Source organism: Spirosoma validum (assembly GCF_014699035.1).
Classification (GTDB): domain Bacteria; phylum Bacteroidota; class Bacteroidia; order Cytophagales; family Spirosomataceae; genus Spirosoma; species Spirosoma validum.
Genome location: NZ_JACXAA010000012.1, coordinates 109230 through 124120, shown reverse-complemented (window position 1 = coordinate 124120; position 14891 = coordinate 109230). Strand labels below are relative to the sequence as shown.

Genomic DNA, 14891 nt, shown 5'->3' with positions numbered 1-14891 from the left:
CCGTACAATGATACGTCTACGGACTAAAGTCCGTGATACCATTAATTCCGTAGTGGTTTGCCGCCCGTTAGCAAGCTCTGAATACGTTCCAGGGTTTTCTTTTCGCCTGTTAGCGAAAGGAAAGCTTCACGTTCCAGATCAAGCAGATACTGCTCTGATACGTTCTGTGGACTGCTTAAATCACCACCACAGATGACGTAGGCCAGTTTGTCGGCAATTTTTACGTCGTGGTCCGAAATGTAGTTGCCCATCCGCATGGCCGTAATACCCGCTTTGAAAAGCGCGATACCGGTTTTTCCCTGTACTTTGATATCCGTACGGGGTTTAGGCTGTGTGTAACCATTGTCGGCCAGTTCAATAGCCGCTTGTTTCGCTTCGGCCAGCAAACGGCTCCGGTTCAGCACAATCTGGTCGGTTGAGCGGAGGTAATTCATTTCGCGGGCTTCCTGCGCTGATGTTGATACTTTCGCTGTAGCGATGTTCATGAATGCGCTTTGCAAAATGTTTAACTCCGGATCACCAGTTTGGTACAAATCCGAAGCACGGGCCGCCATTTCTTTAGTACCACCACCCGCCGGAATCAGACCAACGCCTACTTCGACCAGACCGATGTAGCTCTCTGCATGAGCCACTACGCGGTCGGCGTGCAAAACGGCTTCGCAGCCACCACCAAGCGTCAGCGTATGGGGGGCAACAATAACCGGAATGGAGGAGTACCGTAGTCGCGTGATGAGTTTCTGAAACTGAGCAATCATCAGGTTTACTTCATCGAACTCCTGCTCAACGGCAAACATGAACAACGTAGCCAGGTTGGCCCCAGCCGAGAACGCATCCGTCGAATCGTTACCAACGACCAAACCCCGGAAGTCTTTTTCGGCCAGCGAAATTCCTTTCATCAGTGCTTCTGAAACACCCTGCCCGAAAGTGTTCATCTTACTCCGGAATTCGACGTTTAGAATGCCATCGCCGAGATCGTAAATATTAGCGTCCGAATTTTTCCAGACAATATTATTCGACGGTCCGTCGCCACGGAGGTTTTCCAGAATGATGAACACTTCCGTACCGGGAATTGCCTTATAACTCTTCGTCGGAATGTCGTAGTATTTCCGCTTGCCGTTCTCGACTTTATAGAATGAATCAAAACCGGCATCGAGCATCTCATACACCCATTGGGCGGGTTTCTGACCGAGCGATTCAATTAGTTCGACGCCTTGCTTAACGCCAATGGCATCCCAGGTTTCGAACAGGCCCATTTGCCAGCCGAACCCAGCTGTAATGGCGGCATCGATCCGGTATAGTTCGTCTGAAATTTCGGGAATGCGATACGTAGCGTAGCGGAAGCCATCGGCGAATGTTTTTCGGTAAAACTCACCCGCTTTGTCTTTTCCGGCAATCAGCACTGGGAAGCGTTTTCTCAGATTATCAATCGCCTTCGTACTTTCTAACGTAGCGAATTTGACTTTCTGAGAAGGCTTATACTCAAACGTTTTCAGATCGAGCGCTAGAATCAGCGTCTGACCTTTTTCGTCCTTCGTTTTCTTGTAATATCCCTGACCGGTTTTATCGCCGAGCCATTTGTTTTCCATCAATTTTTTCACCGACTCCGGCAATTCGAACGATGCCCGCGATTCGTCGTGTTCTATCTTAACGAGATTACCCGCTACATTGACGGTAGTATCCAGACCTACTACGTCCGATAGTCGGAACGTACCAGATTTTGGACGGCCAACAACCGGGCCGGTGAGTTTATCAACTTCTTCGACGGTCAATCCCAGTTCTTCAGCTACCCGAATTGTCTGAATCAACGACTGAATGCCTAATCGATTCGCAATGAAGCCGGGCGTGTCTTTGCATAAAACGGTAGTTTTCCCAAGAAACAAATCGCCGTACTGCATCAAAAAATCAATGACGGCCGCATCAGTGTCAGGGCCGGGAATGATTTCGAGCAGGCGCAGATAGCGTGGTGGATTGAAGAAGTGGGTCCCGCAGAAATTCCGGCGGAAATCTTCGCTACGTCCTTCGGCCAGCAGATGCATCGGAATCCCCGACGTGTTCGACGTAATGAGCGTACCGGGTTTGCGGAATTGTTCAACACGTTCGTAAACGGATCGTTTGATGTCCAGCCGTTCGACGACAACCTCAATCACCCAATCGTAAGTGCCAATCTCCTTCAGATTATCATCGAAATTTCCCAGTTTGACCCGCTCCGCAATCTTCGGGCTGTAAAGTGATGCCGGACTCGCTTTAAGCATCGTCTGGAACGCATCATTAACGATCCGATTACGTACCGCTGGATTTTCAACGGTCAGCCCTTTCGCCTGTTCGGCAGCATTTGGCTCTTTCGGGACGATATCTAACAGCAGTACGTCGACACCGATATTGGCAAAGTGGGCGGCAATACGCGAGCCCATAATGCCTGAGCCTAACACAGCTACGCGCCGGATCGTACGATTTTTCGTTTGGGAGGTTTTGGGTTTTTCTAAGGTAGCTTCCATGGTTTTGAATTCAATCCTCGTTCCTTTCTTTTATCTTAATTAACTCGTCGGCGTCGCTAATATCTTTCGGACGACCAGTTGCCAGTTTTTCCTTAATCAAATCATTTAGCTGAATAACCTTAAACGATATGCCATCGAACGTTACGTCAAGAGCCCGTGTATAACAGTCATCAAAATCAACATCGCGGAAAGCTTTCAACTGATAACCCATATCAAGCGTAAAACCGTACTTCCCGACCGCAACTGATGTCCAACCGAAGATTAAGGGAACATTTTTTAAGTAAGATGCGCCTGCTACGTCGTTTTCTTCCAGGGCCAGAACCAGATTAGCTTTATTCTGTTGATCTGATTTCAGCCATAAATCCATGTCCTGCGTCGTTCGGATGTGCCCATGTACGACGCCTGCCATGCCACCTACCAGCAAAAATTGAACATTGTGCCGATTCAGGCTTTCCAATAAATTCTGCACATCGTCATCGGCAATATTCATGGGTTTGGGTGGATTTTTGGGATTAGCGTGATATAACTTCGACGCCATATTCATCAGCCGAGTAAATGCCTTCAAGCGATTCTCTGAGAGATTTTCAACGGTGATAGGCATGACTTCTGTATGGTTAATCCAATGGTAACTCTTCGGGCTCGGCGGCTTTGATGCGGGCGTTTTCTTCTTCCACCATTTTGTTGATTTCCTTAATCACATCGAAGAAGACAACTAATTTATCGAGGGGAATCTTCTCGCGAACCATGTTATTGAACTGAAGTACGCCATCGCGCGCCATTTCGCGTTTGGCCTTTCCTTCGTCTGTCAGATAAATGCGCACAAACCGTTTATCATTGCCATCCACTTCCCGACGTATCAGTCCGCGCTCTTCCAGACTCTTTAGCATCCGTACCAGCGAACGAGGTTCCATACCCAGCAGTGGCCCGATTTTCGTGGCGGGGGTGCCTTCGTCGAGGTCGATGTTCAGCAATACGTAGCCAATCGCCATCGTGATGTCGAAGCGAGCCGCGTAGGCGTTGTACATGCGCGAGATGGCATGCCAACCCCATTTTATGTGAAAATCAACGGTTTTTTCCTTTTTCATGGTCGATGTTGTCCTGATCAACTTCAGCACGTAAAGCTCGACAATTTTTTGGAAAAATAGTATGCATGCATAATAGTTTGGCTACTCCGCCAGCAGTTTATCTACCAGTCGATTAAATTCCTCTACGTACTGATCGTAATATTTGCCGGTGCCAGGTCCGGAGAAACCCGTGTGAATATGACGAACCTGCCCTTTTTTGTCGATGAACAGCGTGGTTGGAAAAGCAACGACGGCATTTAAATCCGGCAGCGCTTTAGACGCCTGTGCTTTATCATTCGTACCCGCTAACACAACCGGGTAATCAATCTGAAAGCGTTGTTTCATCCGATCAATCTTCGGACCCGATACCGCCATTTCGGGTGAACGCTCAAACGATAATCCGACGATTTCAACGCCCCGCTGTTTATTCTTTTTGTACCACGGACTCATGAAATTGGTTTCGTCCATGCAGTTCGGGCACCACGAGCCCATAATCTGAACGATAGTAACTTTGTTTTTGAAACGAGGATCGGAAAGCGAAACGTTTTTGCCGTTTGTTTCCGGAAAGGAGAAGTTAAGCGTTTTCGATCCAGGTTTCAGATAAGTCAATTTCGCCGGATCGGGTAGTTCGGCTTTTGGATCAAAATGGGCCACCCAGGATTCGTAGCCTGCAATGCCCGCCCAGAGCCCACCGGTTAGCGTTTTCGTGGCCGGATCATGTTTGGCTTTGAATAAATAAACGTGTGAACCGTCGAAGCAGGACAGGAAAAGACTGTCGCCCACTACGTTGCCATCCAGATAGCGGTAGTCGCCGGTGGGTGTCAGGAACGTACCACTCAGGCGATTGCCTTTCTGGTTAAATACACCAACGGCGTTGACCGTATCGACTTTGCTGGTTTTACTGCCAAAATCAGTCGCCCATTTACCCGTCAGATCGGCCGATGCGGGCTTGCCGTTCGGCGTAAACCGATAAGTCAGGCCATGCTGCGCTTCAAACGGTAGGGTCTGAGACGATTGTGCAATTCGACGCCGACGCCATACGCCCCGGAGCAGATTACCGTCTATCTTTGCAACTAATTCCGACTCGAACAAGCTCATAGGAATACGTAGTGAGTCGCCCTGTATGGTGGCTGCGTCCATCGGTAGTCGCTCGTTGCCATTCAGGGCAAAGACGGTGTATGTTTTGGGATCGTTCGGATTTGGCTGAATATCCAGACCGAAGGGCAATTCGCCCCCGCGTGTTTTCAGCACAGCCCGATACTGACCGGGTTTTACCGAAACAGGTGACGATTGACTGGAACAGGCTGTTGGCAGTAACAGTAACGTAATGGCTACCAGAGGAAGGAGCTTTTTCATGTTTGACAGGCGCTGAATGCAGGTTGTATAATAACAGAGCTTCAATGCCCAACTTAACGACCGCTAAAGCCGGTTAGTTTCTGAATGAGTAATTACCACGAACCTGTTTTACTACAAGCCTGCATCAACGGGCTAAATCTACAACCCGGCGGTACGTATGTCGACATTACGTTCGGTGGGGGAGGGCACAGTCGCGAAATTTTGAATCAGTTGGATGGAGGGCGATTATTTGGTTTTGATCAGGATGCCGATGCAAAAGTGAATGCCCAGGCTATTGGTGATTCGCGTCTGACATTCGTTGCGTCTAATTTCCGAAATATCAAACGCTATCTGCGGCTCTATAAAGCTGAGCAAGTGGATGGTATTCTGGCTGATTTAGGTATTTCGTCGCATCAGATCGACACGCCCGAGCGCGGCTTCTCGACCCGCTTCGATGCGGATCTGGATATGCGCATGAATCAGAACGCCGACCGTACAGCCGCTCAGGTTGTCAATGAATATTCGGAAGCCGATCTGCACCGAATTCTGGGTATGTACGGCGAAATCACCAACGCCCGAACAGCTGCCAGCGCCCTTGTGTCGGCCCGCTCGAACCGACAACTCAAAACCGTGAATGATCTGAAGGCGGCCTTACAGCGTTTCGCGCCACGCGGCAAAGAAAACAAGTATTTCGCGCAGGTTTTCCAGGCGTTACGTATCGAAGTGAACGAAGAATTGCAGGCGCTGGAGGAGTTTCTGGAGCAGGTGCCGGATATTTTGAAACCAGGCGGTCGGTTAGTTGTCATGTCGTATCACTCGCTCGAGGATCGGTTAGTGAAAAACTTCATCAACAAAGGCAAATTTCAGGGCGAAGTTGAAAAAGATTTATTTGGTAATGATCTGAAACCACTTCAATCTGTAACGCGCAAACCCATTGAAGCTACGCCTGACGAGATCGCTCGCAATCCCCGTGCCAGAAGCGCTAAACTCCGGATTGCGGAGAAACTGTAGCGTGGACCGCTGGTCCGCGTAGCCGTAGGCTAAGTTGTAGTTTTAATTGTATATACTTTGCAAAGGATAGCCTACGGCTACGCGGACCAGCGGTCCACGCTACTTTTACGGCATCCGACGTCTAATGCACAGTAACCTACAACCCACTGTGCCCAAACGTATTGAATTTCAGGAATTGGCTGTACTACGTCTTGATGAGGCCAATATACTTTTAACCCAAAACTATCCTGACGGTGCCTTTTATCTGGCGGGTTATGCTGTTGAATGCGCGCTGAAGTCTGCTATTTGCAAGACATTAAATATTGATGATTTTTTCGATACGTATTCATCAAAAGCGCATGGAGCAAAAGTAAAGGATGATATTGTCCAGAAGTTTAAAACCCATGACTACGGAACTCTGTTGGTATTGTCGGGTTTGTACTTTAAATTGGAAACAGCAATTACGGCGGATATTCCACTTGGCGATGCCTGGACGATCATTCGCACGTTATCCTGGACAGAACAATACCGCTATGAAACCTCAGTAAGAAAAGAGCAGGCAGCGGTGCAGAGTTTTATTGATTCAGTCAACATTTTTTTGCAATGGATAAGGCCTCACTGGTAAAGCAATTACGGAACGTTTTTGAAGAAATTGATCGAGAGGGAACCCCTATCGAAAGCGTTTATTTAATTCCTCCCCAATTAATCTTTAAAGCCCAATCATTCATTGTTGTTGTTAGCTCACCAACGTTTAAAAACTTGTCTATAGGAGAACAGGTAAAAAAAGTGCGTGAATTAGTTACGCCAAAAGTAGATCCGGAAATCCGTAGACATATCAATATGATTTGGGCATTCGGTAGTCCGATTGAAGCAATGAATCGTATCGAACAGGAAATAGGTGATGAAACGTATTTAATTACACCCATCATCGAACCGGCTCATGCCTGATTAGAACTATGTTAACTTGATAAACCGACCTCATTTTTCAGTGGTCGGTTTTTAATTGCTCATTCGCTACGTAGTTTTGATACGTATTGCCCTTAACCGTTTACTTGTATACTATGTTAGCCAAAACCTTTGGTGCGGCCGTTTATGGCGTTAATGCCAGTATTATTACCATTGAAGTCGTTGTTGCGCAGGGATTACATTTTCATTTAGTTGGACTGCCCGACAGCGCCGTTAAGGAAAGCGAACAGCGCGTTGAAGCGTCGCTGAAGTTCTTTGGTTTTCGCATGCCACGCCAGAAGGTCGTTGTGAATCTTGCTCCCGCTGATATTCGCAAAGAAGGGACAGCTTACGATTTGCCGATTGCTCTTTGCGTATTACAAGCTTCTGAACAGATCACGACGAAGCGTAATCTGGAAGATTACGTAATTATGGGTGAGTTGGCTCTCGACGGTACGTTACGTCCGATCAAAGGTGTGTTACCCATTGCCATTGAAGCCCGGAAGCAGGGTTATAAAGGATTTATTTTGCCCGCGGAGAATGCCCAGGAAGCGGCCATTGTCAATCAGTTAGACGTCATTGGTGTAGCGACCATGCAGGACGCCGTTGAGTTTTTTGAAGGCAAGAAAGATATTGAACCGCTGTCGAGTGATACACGGGATCTGTTCATGAGCCAGATCAACGCGTATGATGCTGATTTCTCGCATGTGCAGGGGCAGGAGAACATCAAACGCGCGATGGAAATTGCGGCTGCGGGTGGCCACAACGTCATTATGATTGGGCCTCCCGGCGCGGGTAAAACCATGTTGGCCAAACGCTTACCTAGTATACTTCCACCGCTCACTTTGCAGGAAGCGTTGGAGACAACAAAGATTCATTCGGTCGCTGGGAAGCTTGGCGCGCGGGCAAATTTGATGGCAACCCGACCCTATAGGTCACCCCATCACACAATTTCCGATGCGGCTTTAGTCGGTGGAGGTAGTTTTCCGCAGCCGGGCGAAATCTCCCTGGCGCACAATGGCGTGTTGTTTCTGGATGAGTTGCCCGAGTTCAAACGGTCGGCGCTGGAGGTGATGCGGCAACCGCTCGAAGATCGTAAAGTTAGCATTTCCCGGGCAAAATGGGCTGTGGAATTTCCGGCTAGTTTTATGCTCATTGCCAGTATGAATCCCTGTCCCTGCGGCTATTACAACCATCCCGAAAAAGAGTGCGTTTGCGGGCCGGGGGTCGTGCAGAAATACCTTGCCAAAGTCAGTGGCCCACTGCTCGACCGGATTGATCTGCACGTAGAAGTTACGCCCGTCTCGTTCGATCAGATGACTGCCAATCGCCCTGCGGAAACCAGCGAAGCGATTCGGGAGCGGGTGATACGTGCCCGCGAAATCCAAACCACCCGTTTCGCCGATAAACCGGGGATTTATTCCAATGCCATGATGCCGTCTCAGATGGTGAAAGAAGTTTGTGTCATTAACGATGCGGGGCGGGCCTTGCTTAGGACGGCAATGGAACGGCTGGGTCTCTCGGCCCGTGCGTATGACCGAATTCTGAAAGTGGCACGTACCATTGCCGATTTAGCCGCCAGCGAGGAGATCAAAATTGAACACCTTGCCGAAGCCATTCAGTACCGGAGTCTGGACCGGGAAAGTTGGGCGGGGTAATACGCTTGACGATTTTTGGGAAAAAGAAGCCGGTAGTTATCGTATGCCAGTATGACCGATAAAATCTCAATTTTTACCGGTGCTACACTTGTGAGCGATCGACTTCTTTTGAGGAGAAAAACCGATACTGAATCATAATTTCTTCTCCAGATCATGATGAACCAGCACTTAATTGATCAAGTCTATCAGGCTTTCAATACCAGAGATATTGATGGCGTACTTGAATTCTTCCATCCGACTGTGCATTGGCCGAATGGATGGGAGGGCGGCTACGTCAATGGTCATGCCGAAGTGCGGAAGTATTGGCAACGACAGTGGCAGGAAATTGATCCGACAGTGATCCCCGTTGCGGTACAGGAAAAGCCCAGCGGACAACTTGAGGTGAGTGTTCATCAGATTATTAAAGACTTGACTGGTCAGATTCTGACAGACGGTCTGGTGAAACACTTGTATACCATTGAGGATGGTAAAATAGAGCGAATGGAGATTGAAAAAGCCTAACCGTTCTATCTGCTCCCTTTCGATATAGTGCCAATCGCTGAGTTATTGGCACTATATCGAAAGGGAGCAGATAGACGAAATTACTTCATCAAAAAAGCTGATTGGTGCGTCTGAACCATAATAAATCCATCCCCTACTTTTTGGTTAGTTGTAAGATCTATCAGCATAATCAAAGCAGCACTAGGATACTATTTAGCCATACCTGACACTGGCACCATTTTAGCTGATAGATCCGGTGTTTTCATCTCCTTATCGAATGGGAACATAGGTTTCTGGATACGTTTATAGGGCAATCGGAACAAATCCTGATCGACGCCACCTGGTGTCAGGGCCATAATCCAGTCCTTTTGCATATCATAAAGTTCGGGTTGGAGATAACCTATTTTAACGACCACAACATCGGCTGTGCGGGGATTGAGACCCAATCGTTTGAAGTCTTTTTCTTCGTGATAGGGCTTACGTTTCTGCGTAACAATAACGTGAACGCTACCCACTTTTACTACAACCTCTACCGCAGCATCTTTATCACCATACTCGATTGCCGTTACAGTGCCTTTAAGCGGAGCGGGTGGAGCAAACCGCGAATCGACAAGGGCGCCTGCTTTCCCGTCTACTTGTCCACCAACGCCCGCTGCAATAGCCTTTTTTACAAAGTCAGGATCAGGAATTGACGCATAAATCAGCGAAGGCCCATCTGCTTTCTGAAACTCTGGCCGTTTCAGGATTTGCGTAATTGTCCACGTTACGTCACCAGCACCCCCAGCCGTCGGATTATCGCCCGTGTCGCTGATGTAGAATGGTCGTTTTTGACTGGCAATAGCTTTGGTCAAACTTTCATCCAACGTACCAGTGGGAGCTACGAAACCGAATTGTGAGCGTACATTCCAAAAATGACTGGCCAATTTCTCGGCGGCCTGTGCCACTTTAGTTTTATCATCGCCAGTGACCATTACGGCTGCGTGGTTGCGCGGCTCGTCAGCCCAGGCATAACCAATCCAGATGCCTCCATCGACAACACCTTCCTGCTTATCCACCAGCGAGGGAATATCCGCGTAAAGGCTTTTACCCGGCTCGATACGTGTACTCGTTTTTTCACCCGGCAACAGAATAGGTACAGTAATTAGCGCCTTGTAGGCGGGTTTACCTTTTCCGCTCTTGATCCGTTCAAGCAGATTGACCACAGCCCGTTCCTTGGTTTGCATGGCATCTTCGTGTGGGGCCATCCGATAGCAGGTCATCAAGTCCGTGTTTTGAGCCAACCGCAATGATACGTTGCCGTGAAGGTCCATCGAAGTGGAAACGAGGGTTTTATAACCAATCACCTGTCTGATTCGCGTCAGTAAATCGCCTTCCGGGTCGTCCAGTCCTTTCACGCTCATGGCACCGTGAATGTCGAAATACAGGCCGTCATAAGGACCATACTTTTTAAGCGAATCCAGCATTTTACTGACCAGCGACTCATAGGCTTCCCGTGCTACGGCCCCGCCAGGAAGCGACTTACCCACGACGGTAGGAACCCAGAACGCCTGTCGACGTAAAGGAGCTGCACCCATCATAAACGGATAAGCATTGAACACTTCACCACTGTACCGGGCATGAAACGCTTCTTCCTGCGTAACGGCCGGAGAAAACGTACTGGACTCAATGCCTAAACCGGCGATGGCGATGCGTGGCAAAGCACTGGTTGTCGATTGGGCAAATCCAGAGCTGTTGAGAGAAAACCAGGCTGTGAGAGCGAACAGGAGATGTTTCATGCCCACAAGTTAATGCATTCAATAGAGCTGGCAAGCGTTTTTGTCTATTCCATGCAAAGCTGACTTCCATGTACTATGAATTCGATGTGTCATGCAATTTATAGAAGTAGTTTGAGCTAGAAAAAGCCCTGTCAGGGGCGACCTGCTTACTAGGAAAAGGGGGATTGACTATTTTTAGCGCCGTAGGTGCGGCCTATTTGGCCATCTTTAGGCCGAACCTACGGCGCTACGATTAGAGAATTAGTACCGATCGGACCTACTACCCCAGAGTAATAGCTTAACCTACTTCTTAGCATTTGCGAAAACAAAGTAGGTTGACTAGCTTCTTATTCAACCTGTCTGATGGGCGAGCAGCGCTTATCTACTGGTCTTCTTTGATAGCTTTCATGCCTTTTGTCCAGCGTACCAGTTGGGTCAGCATCTGAGTGGCTGCTGTTGTCAGTCGGTCGTTGGGCACAAATACCCCATCTTCATTAATAAAGTCGCCGATGGTGGGAATGGTAACGCCTTCAAAAAGGGCTACGTTCCGGAAATTTATTAAATCGGCTTTCAAACTGATGACAGCTCTAACCCCGGCAAAAGGTCCTGCCGAATAACTGACAATACCCGACGGTTTATAGGCCCATTCATGCATTACGTACTCAAGCGCATTTTTCAGCGAGGCAGGATAGCTGTAGTTATATTCAGCGGTCACAAAAATAAACGCGTCTGCTTCGTCGATTTTAGCGCTCCATTGTTTCGTGTGCTCATGCTCATACTGCTTCATGATGGGATGGATCGCTTCATTCATGAGCGGTAGGCCAATTTCAGCTAAGTCGAGGATTTCTACATCGAAACTTCCCTGCTTTTGAGCCTCTTCCGCAATCCAATGGCCTACAAGAGGTCCTTTTCTCCCCGGCCGAACGGTAGAGACAATGATTTTAAGTTTGTACATTTTTTCAATAGGTTGTCAAATGGTACTGATTCGGTACAAGTATAGCCAGCATTTACTTACTAAAAATTAAAGCTACCCTCAAGGATAGTTGCTATCAGATACGTCAACGAGATATAATGTGTAAAGTGAAGATTTGACTGATGAATGCCAGACTGAGCGATATCCACTCATCATTTATCATTCATAATTCATCATTTTTGTAACATGAATCGTCGTCATTTTATTCAGCAATCGGCTATCGGTGCCGGTTTAGTGCTCAATAGTCAGTCGTTGCCGGCTACTTCCGAATCAGGTTTTCCCACTGTGCGCACAGTGGCTGGTAAACGGAATTTTACCAGTACAGCCGTTGAACAGACCATCGAACGAATGCACAAAACCATCCGTGATCCAGAATTGGCCTGGCTTTTCGAAAATTGTTTTCCTAATACGCTCGATACAACTGTCCAGTTTAAAAACGACGGCAGCAAACCCGATACGTTTGTCATTACGGGGGATATCGACGCTATGTGGCTGCGTGACAGCACGGCTCAGGTATGGCCGTATTTGCCCCTGATCAAACAGGATGCTTCTCTCCGTCAACTGATTGCCGGTGTGATTCGGCGGCAGGCACAGTGCATTCGATGGGACCCCTATGCGAATGCATTTTATTCGGACACAACGAAAGAAGGGGAGTGGAAGAAGGACGTAACGGATATGAAACCGGGCCTTCACGAGCGTAAGTGGGAGCTCGATTCACTCTGCTATCCAATTCGATTAGCGTATCATTACTGGAAAACCACGGGCGATACCAGTCCGTTCGATGCCGACTGGGTGCAGGCCATGCAATTAGCCTTGAAAACCTGCCGGGAACAACAACGTAAAACCAGCCGGGGACCATATCATTTCAGCCGTTCAACCTCATGGTCAACCGATACCGTACCGGGTGATGGCTATGGTAATCCAACGCGACCAATTGGATTGATTAATAGCACGTTCCGGCCATCGGATGATGCTACGGTGTTTCCGTTCTACGTGCCGTCTAACTGGTTTGCTGTGGTTTCGTTCCGTCAACTAGCTACCATGATCGATCAGCTACGTCCTGATGCTGCGTTTTCAAAAGATTGCCAGGCGCTGGCCGATGAAGTAGAAAACGCGCTGAAGAAATATGCGATCTATACCCACCCGAAATACGGTAAGATGTATGCCATGGAAGTGGACGGCTACGGAAATCACTTGCTTCAGGATGATGCCAACGTACCAAATCTACTGGCTCTCCCGTATTTGGGTGCTTGCTCGCCCAGCGACCCCGTTTACCAGAATACGCGCCGGTTTGTGCTCAGTCCCGACAATCCCTATTTCTTCAAAGGCAAAGCGGCTGAAGGCGTGGGCAGTCCGCATACGCTGGTCAATAATATCTGGACAATGAGCCTGACCATGCGTGCGCTTACGTCCACCAACGATCAGGAGATTTTAATGCAACTCCGGCAATTAAAGAAAACCCATGCTGGCACGGGCTTTATGCATGAGTCGTTCGATAAAGATGATCCGGCGAAGTTTACCCGTAAGTGGTTTGCCTGGGCAAACACGCTCTTCGGCGAACTGATTCTGAAAGTGGCCAACGAGCGACCCCATTTGCTAAGCAAAGTAGTGTAAAATAGAATCTTATAATTTGACCCCGGCTGGGGTCAGATATTTATAGCAACGTTGATTTGACTATAAATATCTGACCCCAGCCGGGGTCAAATCATAATTACTAGCTTAACTACGGGTCTACACGCGTTAGTTGCCAGGTCCCGGTGGATTGACCTTCATCTGATTTCCAGGAGCCTTCTAAATCTGGATTGGTATAAATTCCCGTAAAGCTTACTTCATCGCCTTCTGCCGGGTCAGTATACGTAGCGCTTAATGTGCCATCTTTCCAGGAAATTGTTTTCAGATTAATAGGCTTCTGATTAGGATCGTCTGTCAGCATGAGTACCTGTCCGGTTAACTTTTGCCCGTTGTCCTGCTTAATAACTAACTCGAACTTGCCCGACGAATCGCCTGCATACGTGCCAGACCATTTGCCGACGAACGTTTTTAACGTATCGTTTCCAGTCGACGATGTTTGTGCCTTCGCGAACTGGAACGTAGCAGCCAGTAATACGAAGGCTGTGAATAAAGCTTTGATAGACATAGAGAAGAGATTTATATTTTGATTTAAGATGAGCTTATTCCGTAAAACGTTGCGTGGAGAGCGTAATCAACTAATCAGGCTAACGGAATGTCAGCTTTAGTCGCCTGACCTATAACATATTGACGGGCTTCATCATACTCTTCAGCCGTTCGTAAATGCTCCAGCATCAACGGAACTGCCTGCGCTAAAGACGTTACGTTGCGGATGTACGTAACGTAGTCCATCCCGCCCCGTCCGGGCATTGTCTCCGCAAAATGACCGTCTTTGCCGTATATGTCCTTCGCGTGCGACGACACAATCCAGCGTCCTAGCTTTCGGAACGTATCGTTGATCAGCGCGGTGTTGTTGTAATACCGGTCGGGCGTGTTGATGATATTAGCAATGTCGACGTGAGCCCCAAACGCCGGACGGTCAATGGCTTTGATAAATTTCAGGTACGAATCCGCTCCGTCGGGCGGACTCCAGCCCATCATTTCGAGCGCAAATTTGGCCCGTTTGGGTTTCACGGCGTCAATTACTTTCCGGCAGTTTTCGACTGTGGCATCAAAATACTCTTTGGATTGATTCCGGGCATCCGGCCCATCCCAGTTTTTAGGATTGTACGAACCGGCAATGTTGACACACGTCAGCGCGCCAACTGCTTCGGCCAGAGCCAGTCGCTCCGTAACATAAGCCAGATTTTTTCGGCGTTTTTCGATATCCAGATCGAGCATGTTCACCCAGGCGCCGACCTCAGCAATGATCACGTTCTGGGCAGCAAACGCCTTCTGAATGGTTTTGATCTTATCCGTGTCGGTCAACTCAACCGGTGGTACGTAGGCTGCACTGTAGCGCAATCGCCGATGTTCACGGGCGAGTGCTTCGGGATCATCGCTTTTCAGAAAAATGGGCCCTCCTAACCGTAGTGACTTTGGAGCTGCGTTGGTAGCTGCAAAAACAGGGTTTATGAATGTACTGCCCGCCAGAATAGCGGATGACTGCAGAAAACCACGACGTGATACAGAATTCATTGGTACGAACAATTCGACGTTAGGGAAATAACGCAAAAATCCGTTGAATT

At 48.3% G+C, this 14891-nt stretch carries 14 protein-coding genes; 6 read left to right on the top strand and 8 right to left on the bottom strand.

Translation table 11 applies throughout. From position 1 onward, the window contains the following. Window positions 1–41 precede the first annotated feature (41 nt). The 4 genes from IC230_RS26170 to IC230_RS26155 form a co-directional block, all read right to left on the bottom strand. The gene (locus tag IC230_RS26170) at window positions 42–2495 is read right to left on the bottom strand and encodes a 3-hydroxyacyl-CoA dehydrogenase/enoyl-CoA hydratase family protein (RefSeq protein ID WP_191042028.1); all 2454 of its coding nucleotides are present in this window, start codon (window positions 2493–2495) and stop codon (window positions 42–44) included. A gap of 10 nt (window positions 2496–2505) precedes the next feature. After that, window positions 2506–3096 (bottom strand): nucleotidyltransferase, encoded by a 591-nt coding sequence (locus tag IC230_RS26165; protein ID WP_223860853.1) that lies wholly within the window; start codon window positions 3094–3096, stop codon window positions 2506–2508. Window positions 3097–3109: 13 nt separating this feature from the next. Continuing rightward, entirely contained in the window at window positions 3110–3580 is a 471-nt protein-coding gene (locus tag IC230_RS26160) for a MarR family winged helix-turn-helix transcriptional regulator (protein ID WP_191042027.1), read from the bottom strand. An 81-nt stretch (window positions 3581–3661) separates the two neighbouring features. Further along, on the bottom strand, window positions 3662–4915 hold the full coding sequence (locus IC230_RS26155; protein ID WP_191042026.1) for a redoxin family protein: 1254 nt from the start codon (window positions 4913–4915) through the stop codon (window positions 3662–3664). 84 nt (window positions 4916–4999) lie between these two features. Between IC230_RS26155 and rsmH the strand changes: the two genes are divergently transcribed. The 5 genes from rsmH (at window position 5000) to IC230_RS26130 (ending at window position 8988) form a co-directional block, all read left to right on the top strand. Continuing rightward, on the top strand, window positions 5000–5905 hold the full coding sequence (gene rsmH / locus IC230_RS26150; protein WP_191042025.1) for a 16S rRNA (cytosine(1402)-N(4))-methyltransferase RsmH: 906 nt from the start codon (window positions 5000–5002) through the stop codon (window positions 5903–5905). A 148-nt stretch (window positions 5906–6053) separates the two neighbouring features. Next, entirely contained in the window at window positions 6054–6509 is a 456-nt protein-coding gene (locus IC230_RS26145; RefSeq protein WP_191042024.1) for a hypothetical protein, read from the top strand. Beyond that, window positions 6488–6832 carry a hypothetical protein gene (locus IC230_RS26140; RefSeq protein WP_191042023.1) on the top strand — a complete coding sequence of 115 codons (345 nt, stop codon included), beginning with the start codon at window positions 6488–6490 and terminating at the stop codon, window positions 6830–6832. The genes IC230_RS26145 and IC230_RS26140 overlap by 22 nt, the downstream gene beginning before the upstream one ends. A 113-nt stretch (window positions 6833–6945) precedes the next feature. Continuing rightward, on the top strand, window positions 6946–8487 hold the full coding sequence (locus IC230_RS26135) for a YifB family Mg chelatase-like AAA ATPase (RefSeq protein ID WP_191042022.1): 1542 nt from the start codon (window positions 6946–6948) through the stop codon (window positions 8485–8487). Between the two features lie 153 nt (window positions 8488–8640). Next, the gene (locus IC230_RS26130) at window positions 8641–8988 is read left to right on the top strand and encodes a nuclear transport factor 2 family protein (RefSeq protein ID WP_191042021.1); all 348 of its coding nucleotides are present in this window, start codon (window positions 8641–8643) and stop codon (window positions 8986–8988) included. A 188-nt stretch (window positions 8989–9176) separates the two neighbouring features. On the opposite strand, the gene IC230_RS26125 is transcribed toward IC230_RS26130, so the two are convergent. Continuing rightward, a complete protein-coding gene (locus tag IC230_RS26125) occupies window positions 9177–10742 on the bottom strand; it encodes a M81 family metallopeptidase (protein ID WP_191042020.1) in 1566 nt (521 codons plus the stop codon). Between the two features lie 361 nt (window positions 10743–11103). After that, window positions 11104–11676: an NADPH-dependent FMN reductase gene (locus IC230_RS26120; protein ID WP_191042019.1), complete on the bottom strand. Its 573-nt coding sequence runs from the start codon at window positions 11674–11676 to the stop codon at window positions 11104–11106. 204 nt (window positions 11677–11880) lie between these two features. Here IC230_RS26120 and IC230_RS26115 point away from each other — a divergent pair, with 204 nt between their 5' ends. Then, window positions 11881–13308 (top strand): glycoside hydrolase family 125 protein, encoded by a 1428-nt coding sequence (locus IC230_RS26115; RefSeq protein WP_191042018.1) that lies wholly within the window; start codon window positions 11881–11883, stop codon window positions 13306–13308. Window positions 13309–13417: 109 nt separating this feature from the next. On the opposite strand, the gene IC230_RS26110 is transcribed toward IC230_RS26115, so the two are convergent. After that, the gene (locus IC230_RS26110) at window positions 13418–13831 is read right to left on the bottom strand and encodes a hypothetical protein (RefSeq protein ID WP_191042017.1); all 414 of its coding nucleotides are present in this window, start codon (window positions 13829–13831) and stop codon (window positions 13418–13420) included. A 74-nt stretch (window positions 13832–13905) separates the two neighbouring features. After that, window positions 13906–14841, bottom strand: coding sequence for a sugar phosphate isomerase/epimerase family protein (locus tag IC230_RS26105; protein ID WP_191042016.1), 936 nt, complete (start codon window positions 14839–14841; stop codon window positions 13906–13908). Window positions 14842–14891: the final 50 nt, after the last annotated feature.

Bases quoted from the DNA above. Each gene is read 5' to 3' on its own strand.
- IC230_RS26170 (WP_191042028.1), bottom strand. From the start codon at position 2,495: ATGGAAGCTACCTTAGAAAAACCCAAAACCTCCCAAACGAAAAATCGT.
- IC230_RS26165 (WP_223860853.1), bottom strand. From the start codon at position 3,096: ATGCCTATCACCGTTGAAAATCTCTCAGAGAATCGCTTGAAGGCATTT.
- IC230_RS26160 (WP_191042027.1), bottom strand. From the start codon at position 3,580: ATGAAAAAGGAAAAAACCGTTGATTTTCACATAAAATGGGGTTGGCAT.
- IC230_RS26155 (WP_191042026.1), bottom strand. From the start codon at position 4,915: ATGAAAAAGCTCCTTCCTCTGGTAGCCATTACGTTACTGTTACTGCCA.
- rsmH (WP_191042025.1), top strand. From the start codon at position 5,000: ATGAGTAATTACCACGAACCTGTTTTACTACAAGCCTGCATCAACGGG.
- IC230_RS26140 (WP_191042023.1), top strand. From the start codon at position 6,488: ATGGATAAGGCCTCACTGGTAAAGCAATTACGGAACGTTTTTGAAGAA.
- IC230_RS26135 (WP_191042022.1), top strand. From the start codon at position 6,946: ATGTTAGCCAAAACCTTTGGTGCGGCCGTTTATGGCGTTAATGCCAGT.
- IC230_RS26130 (WP_191042021.1), top strand. From the start codon at position 8,641: ATGATGAACCAGCACTTAATTGATCAAGTCTATCAGGCTTTCAATACC.
- IC230_RS26125 (WP_191042020.1), bottom strand. From the start codon at position 10,742: ATGAAACATCTCCTGTTCGCTCTCACAGCCTGGTTTTCTCTCAACAGC.
- IC230_RS26120 (WP_191042019.1), bottom strand. From the start codon at position 11,676: ATGTACAAACTTAAAATCATTGTCTCTACCGTTCGGCCGGGGAGAAAA.
- IC230_RS26115 (WP_191042018.1), top strand. From the start codon at position 11,881: ATGAATCGTCGTCATTTTATTCAGCAATCGGCTATCGGTGCCGGTTTA.
- IC230_RS26110 (WP_191042017.1), bottom strand. From the start codon at position 13,831: ATGTCTATCAAAGCTTTATTCACAGCCTTCGTATTACTGGCTGCTACG.
- IC230_RS26105 (WP_191042016.1), bottom strand. From the start codon at position 14,841: ATGAATTCTGTATCACGTCGTGGTTTTCTGCAGTCATCCGCTATTCTG.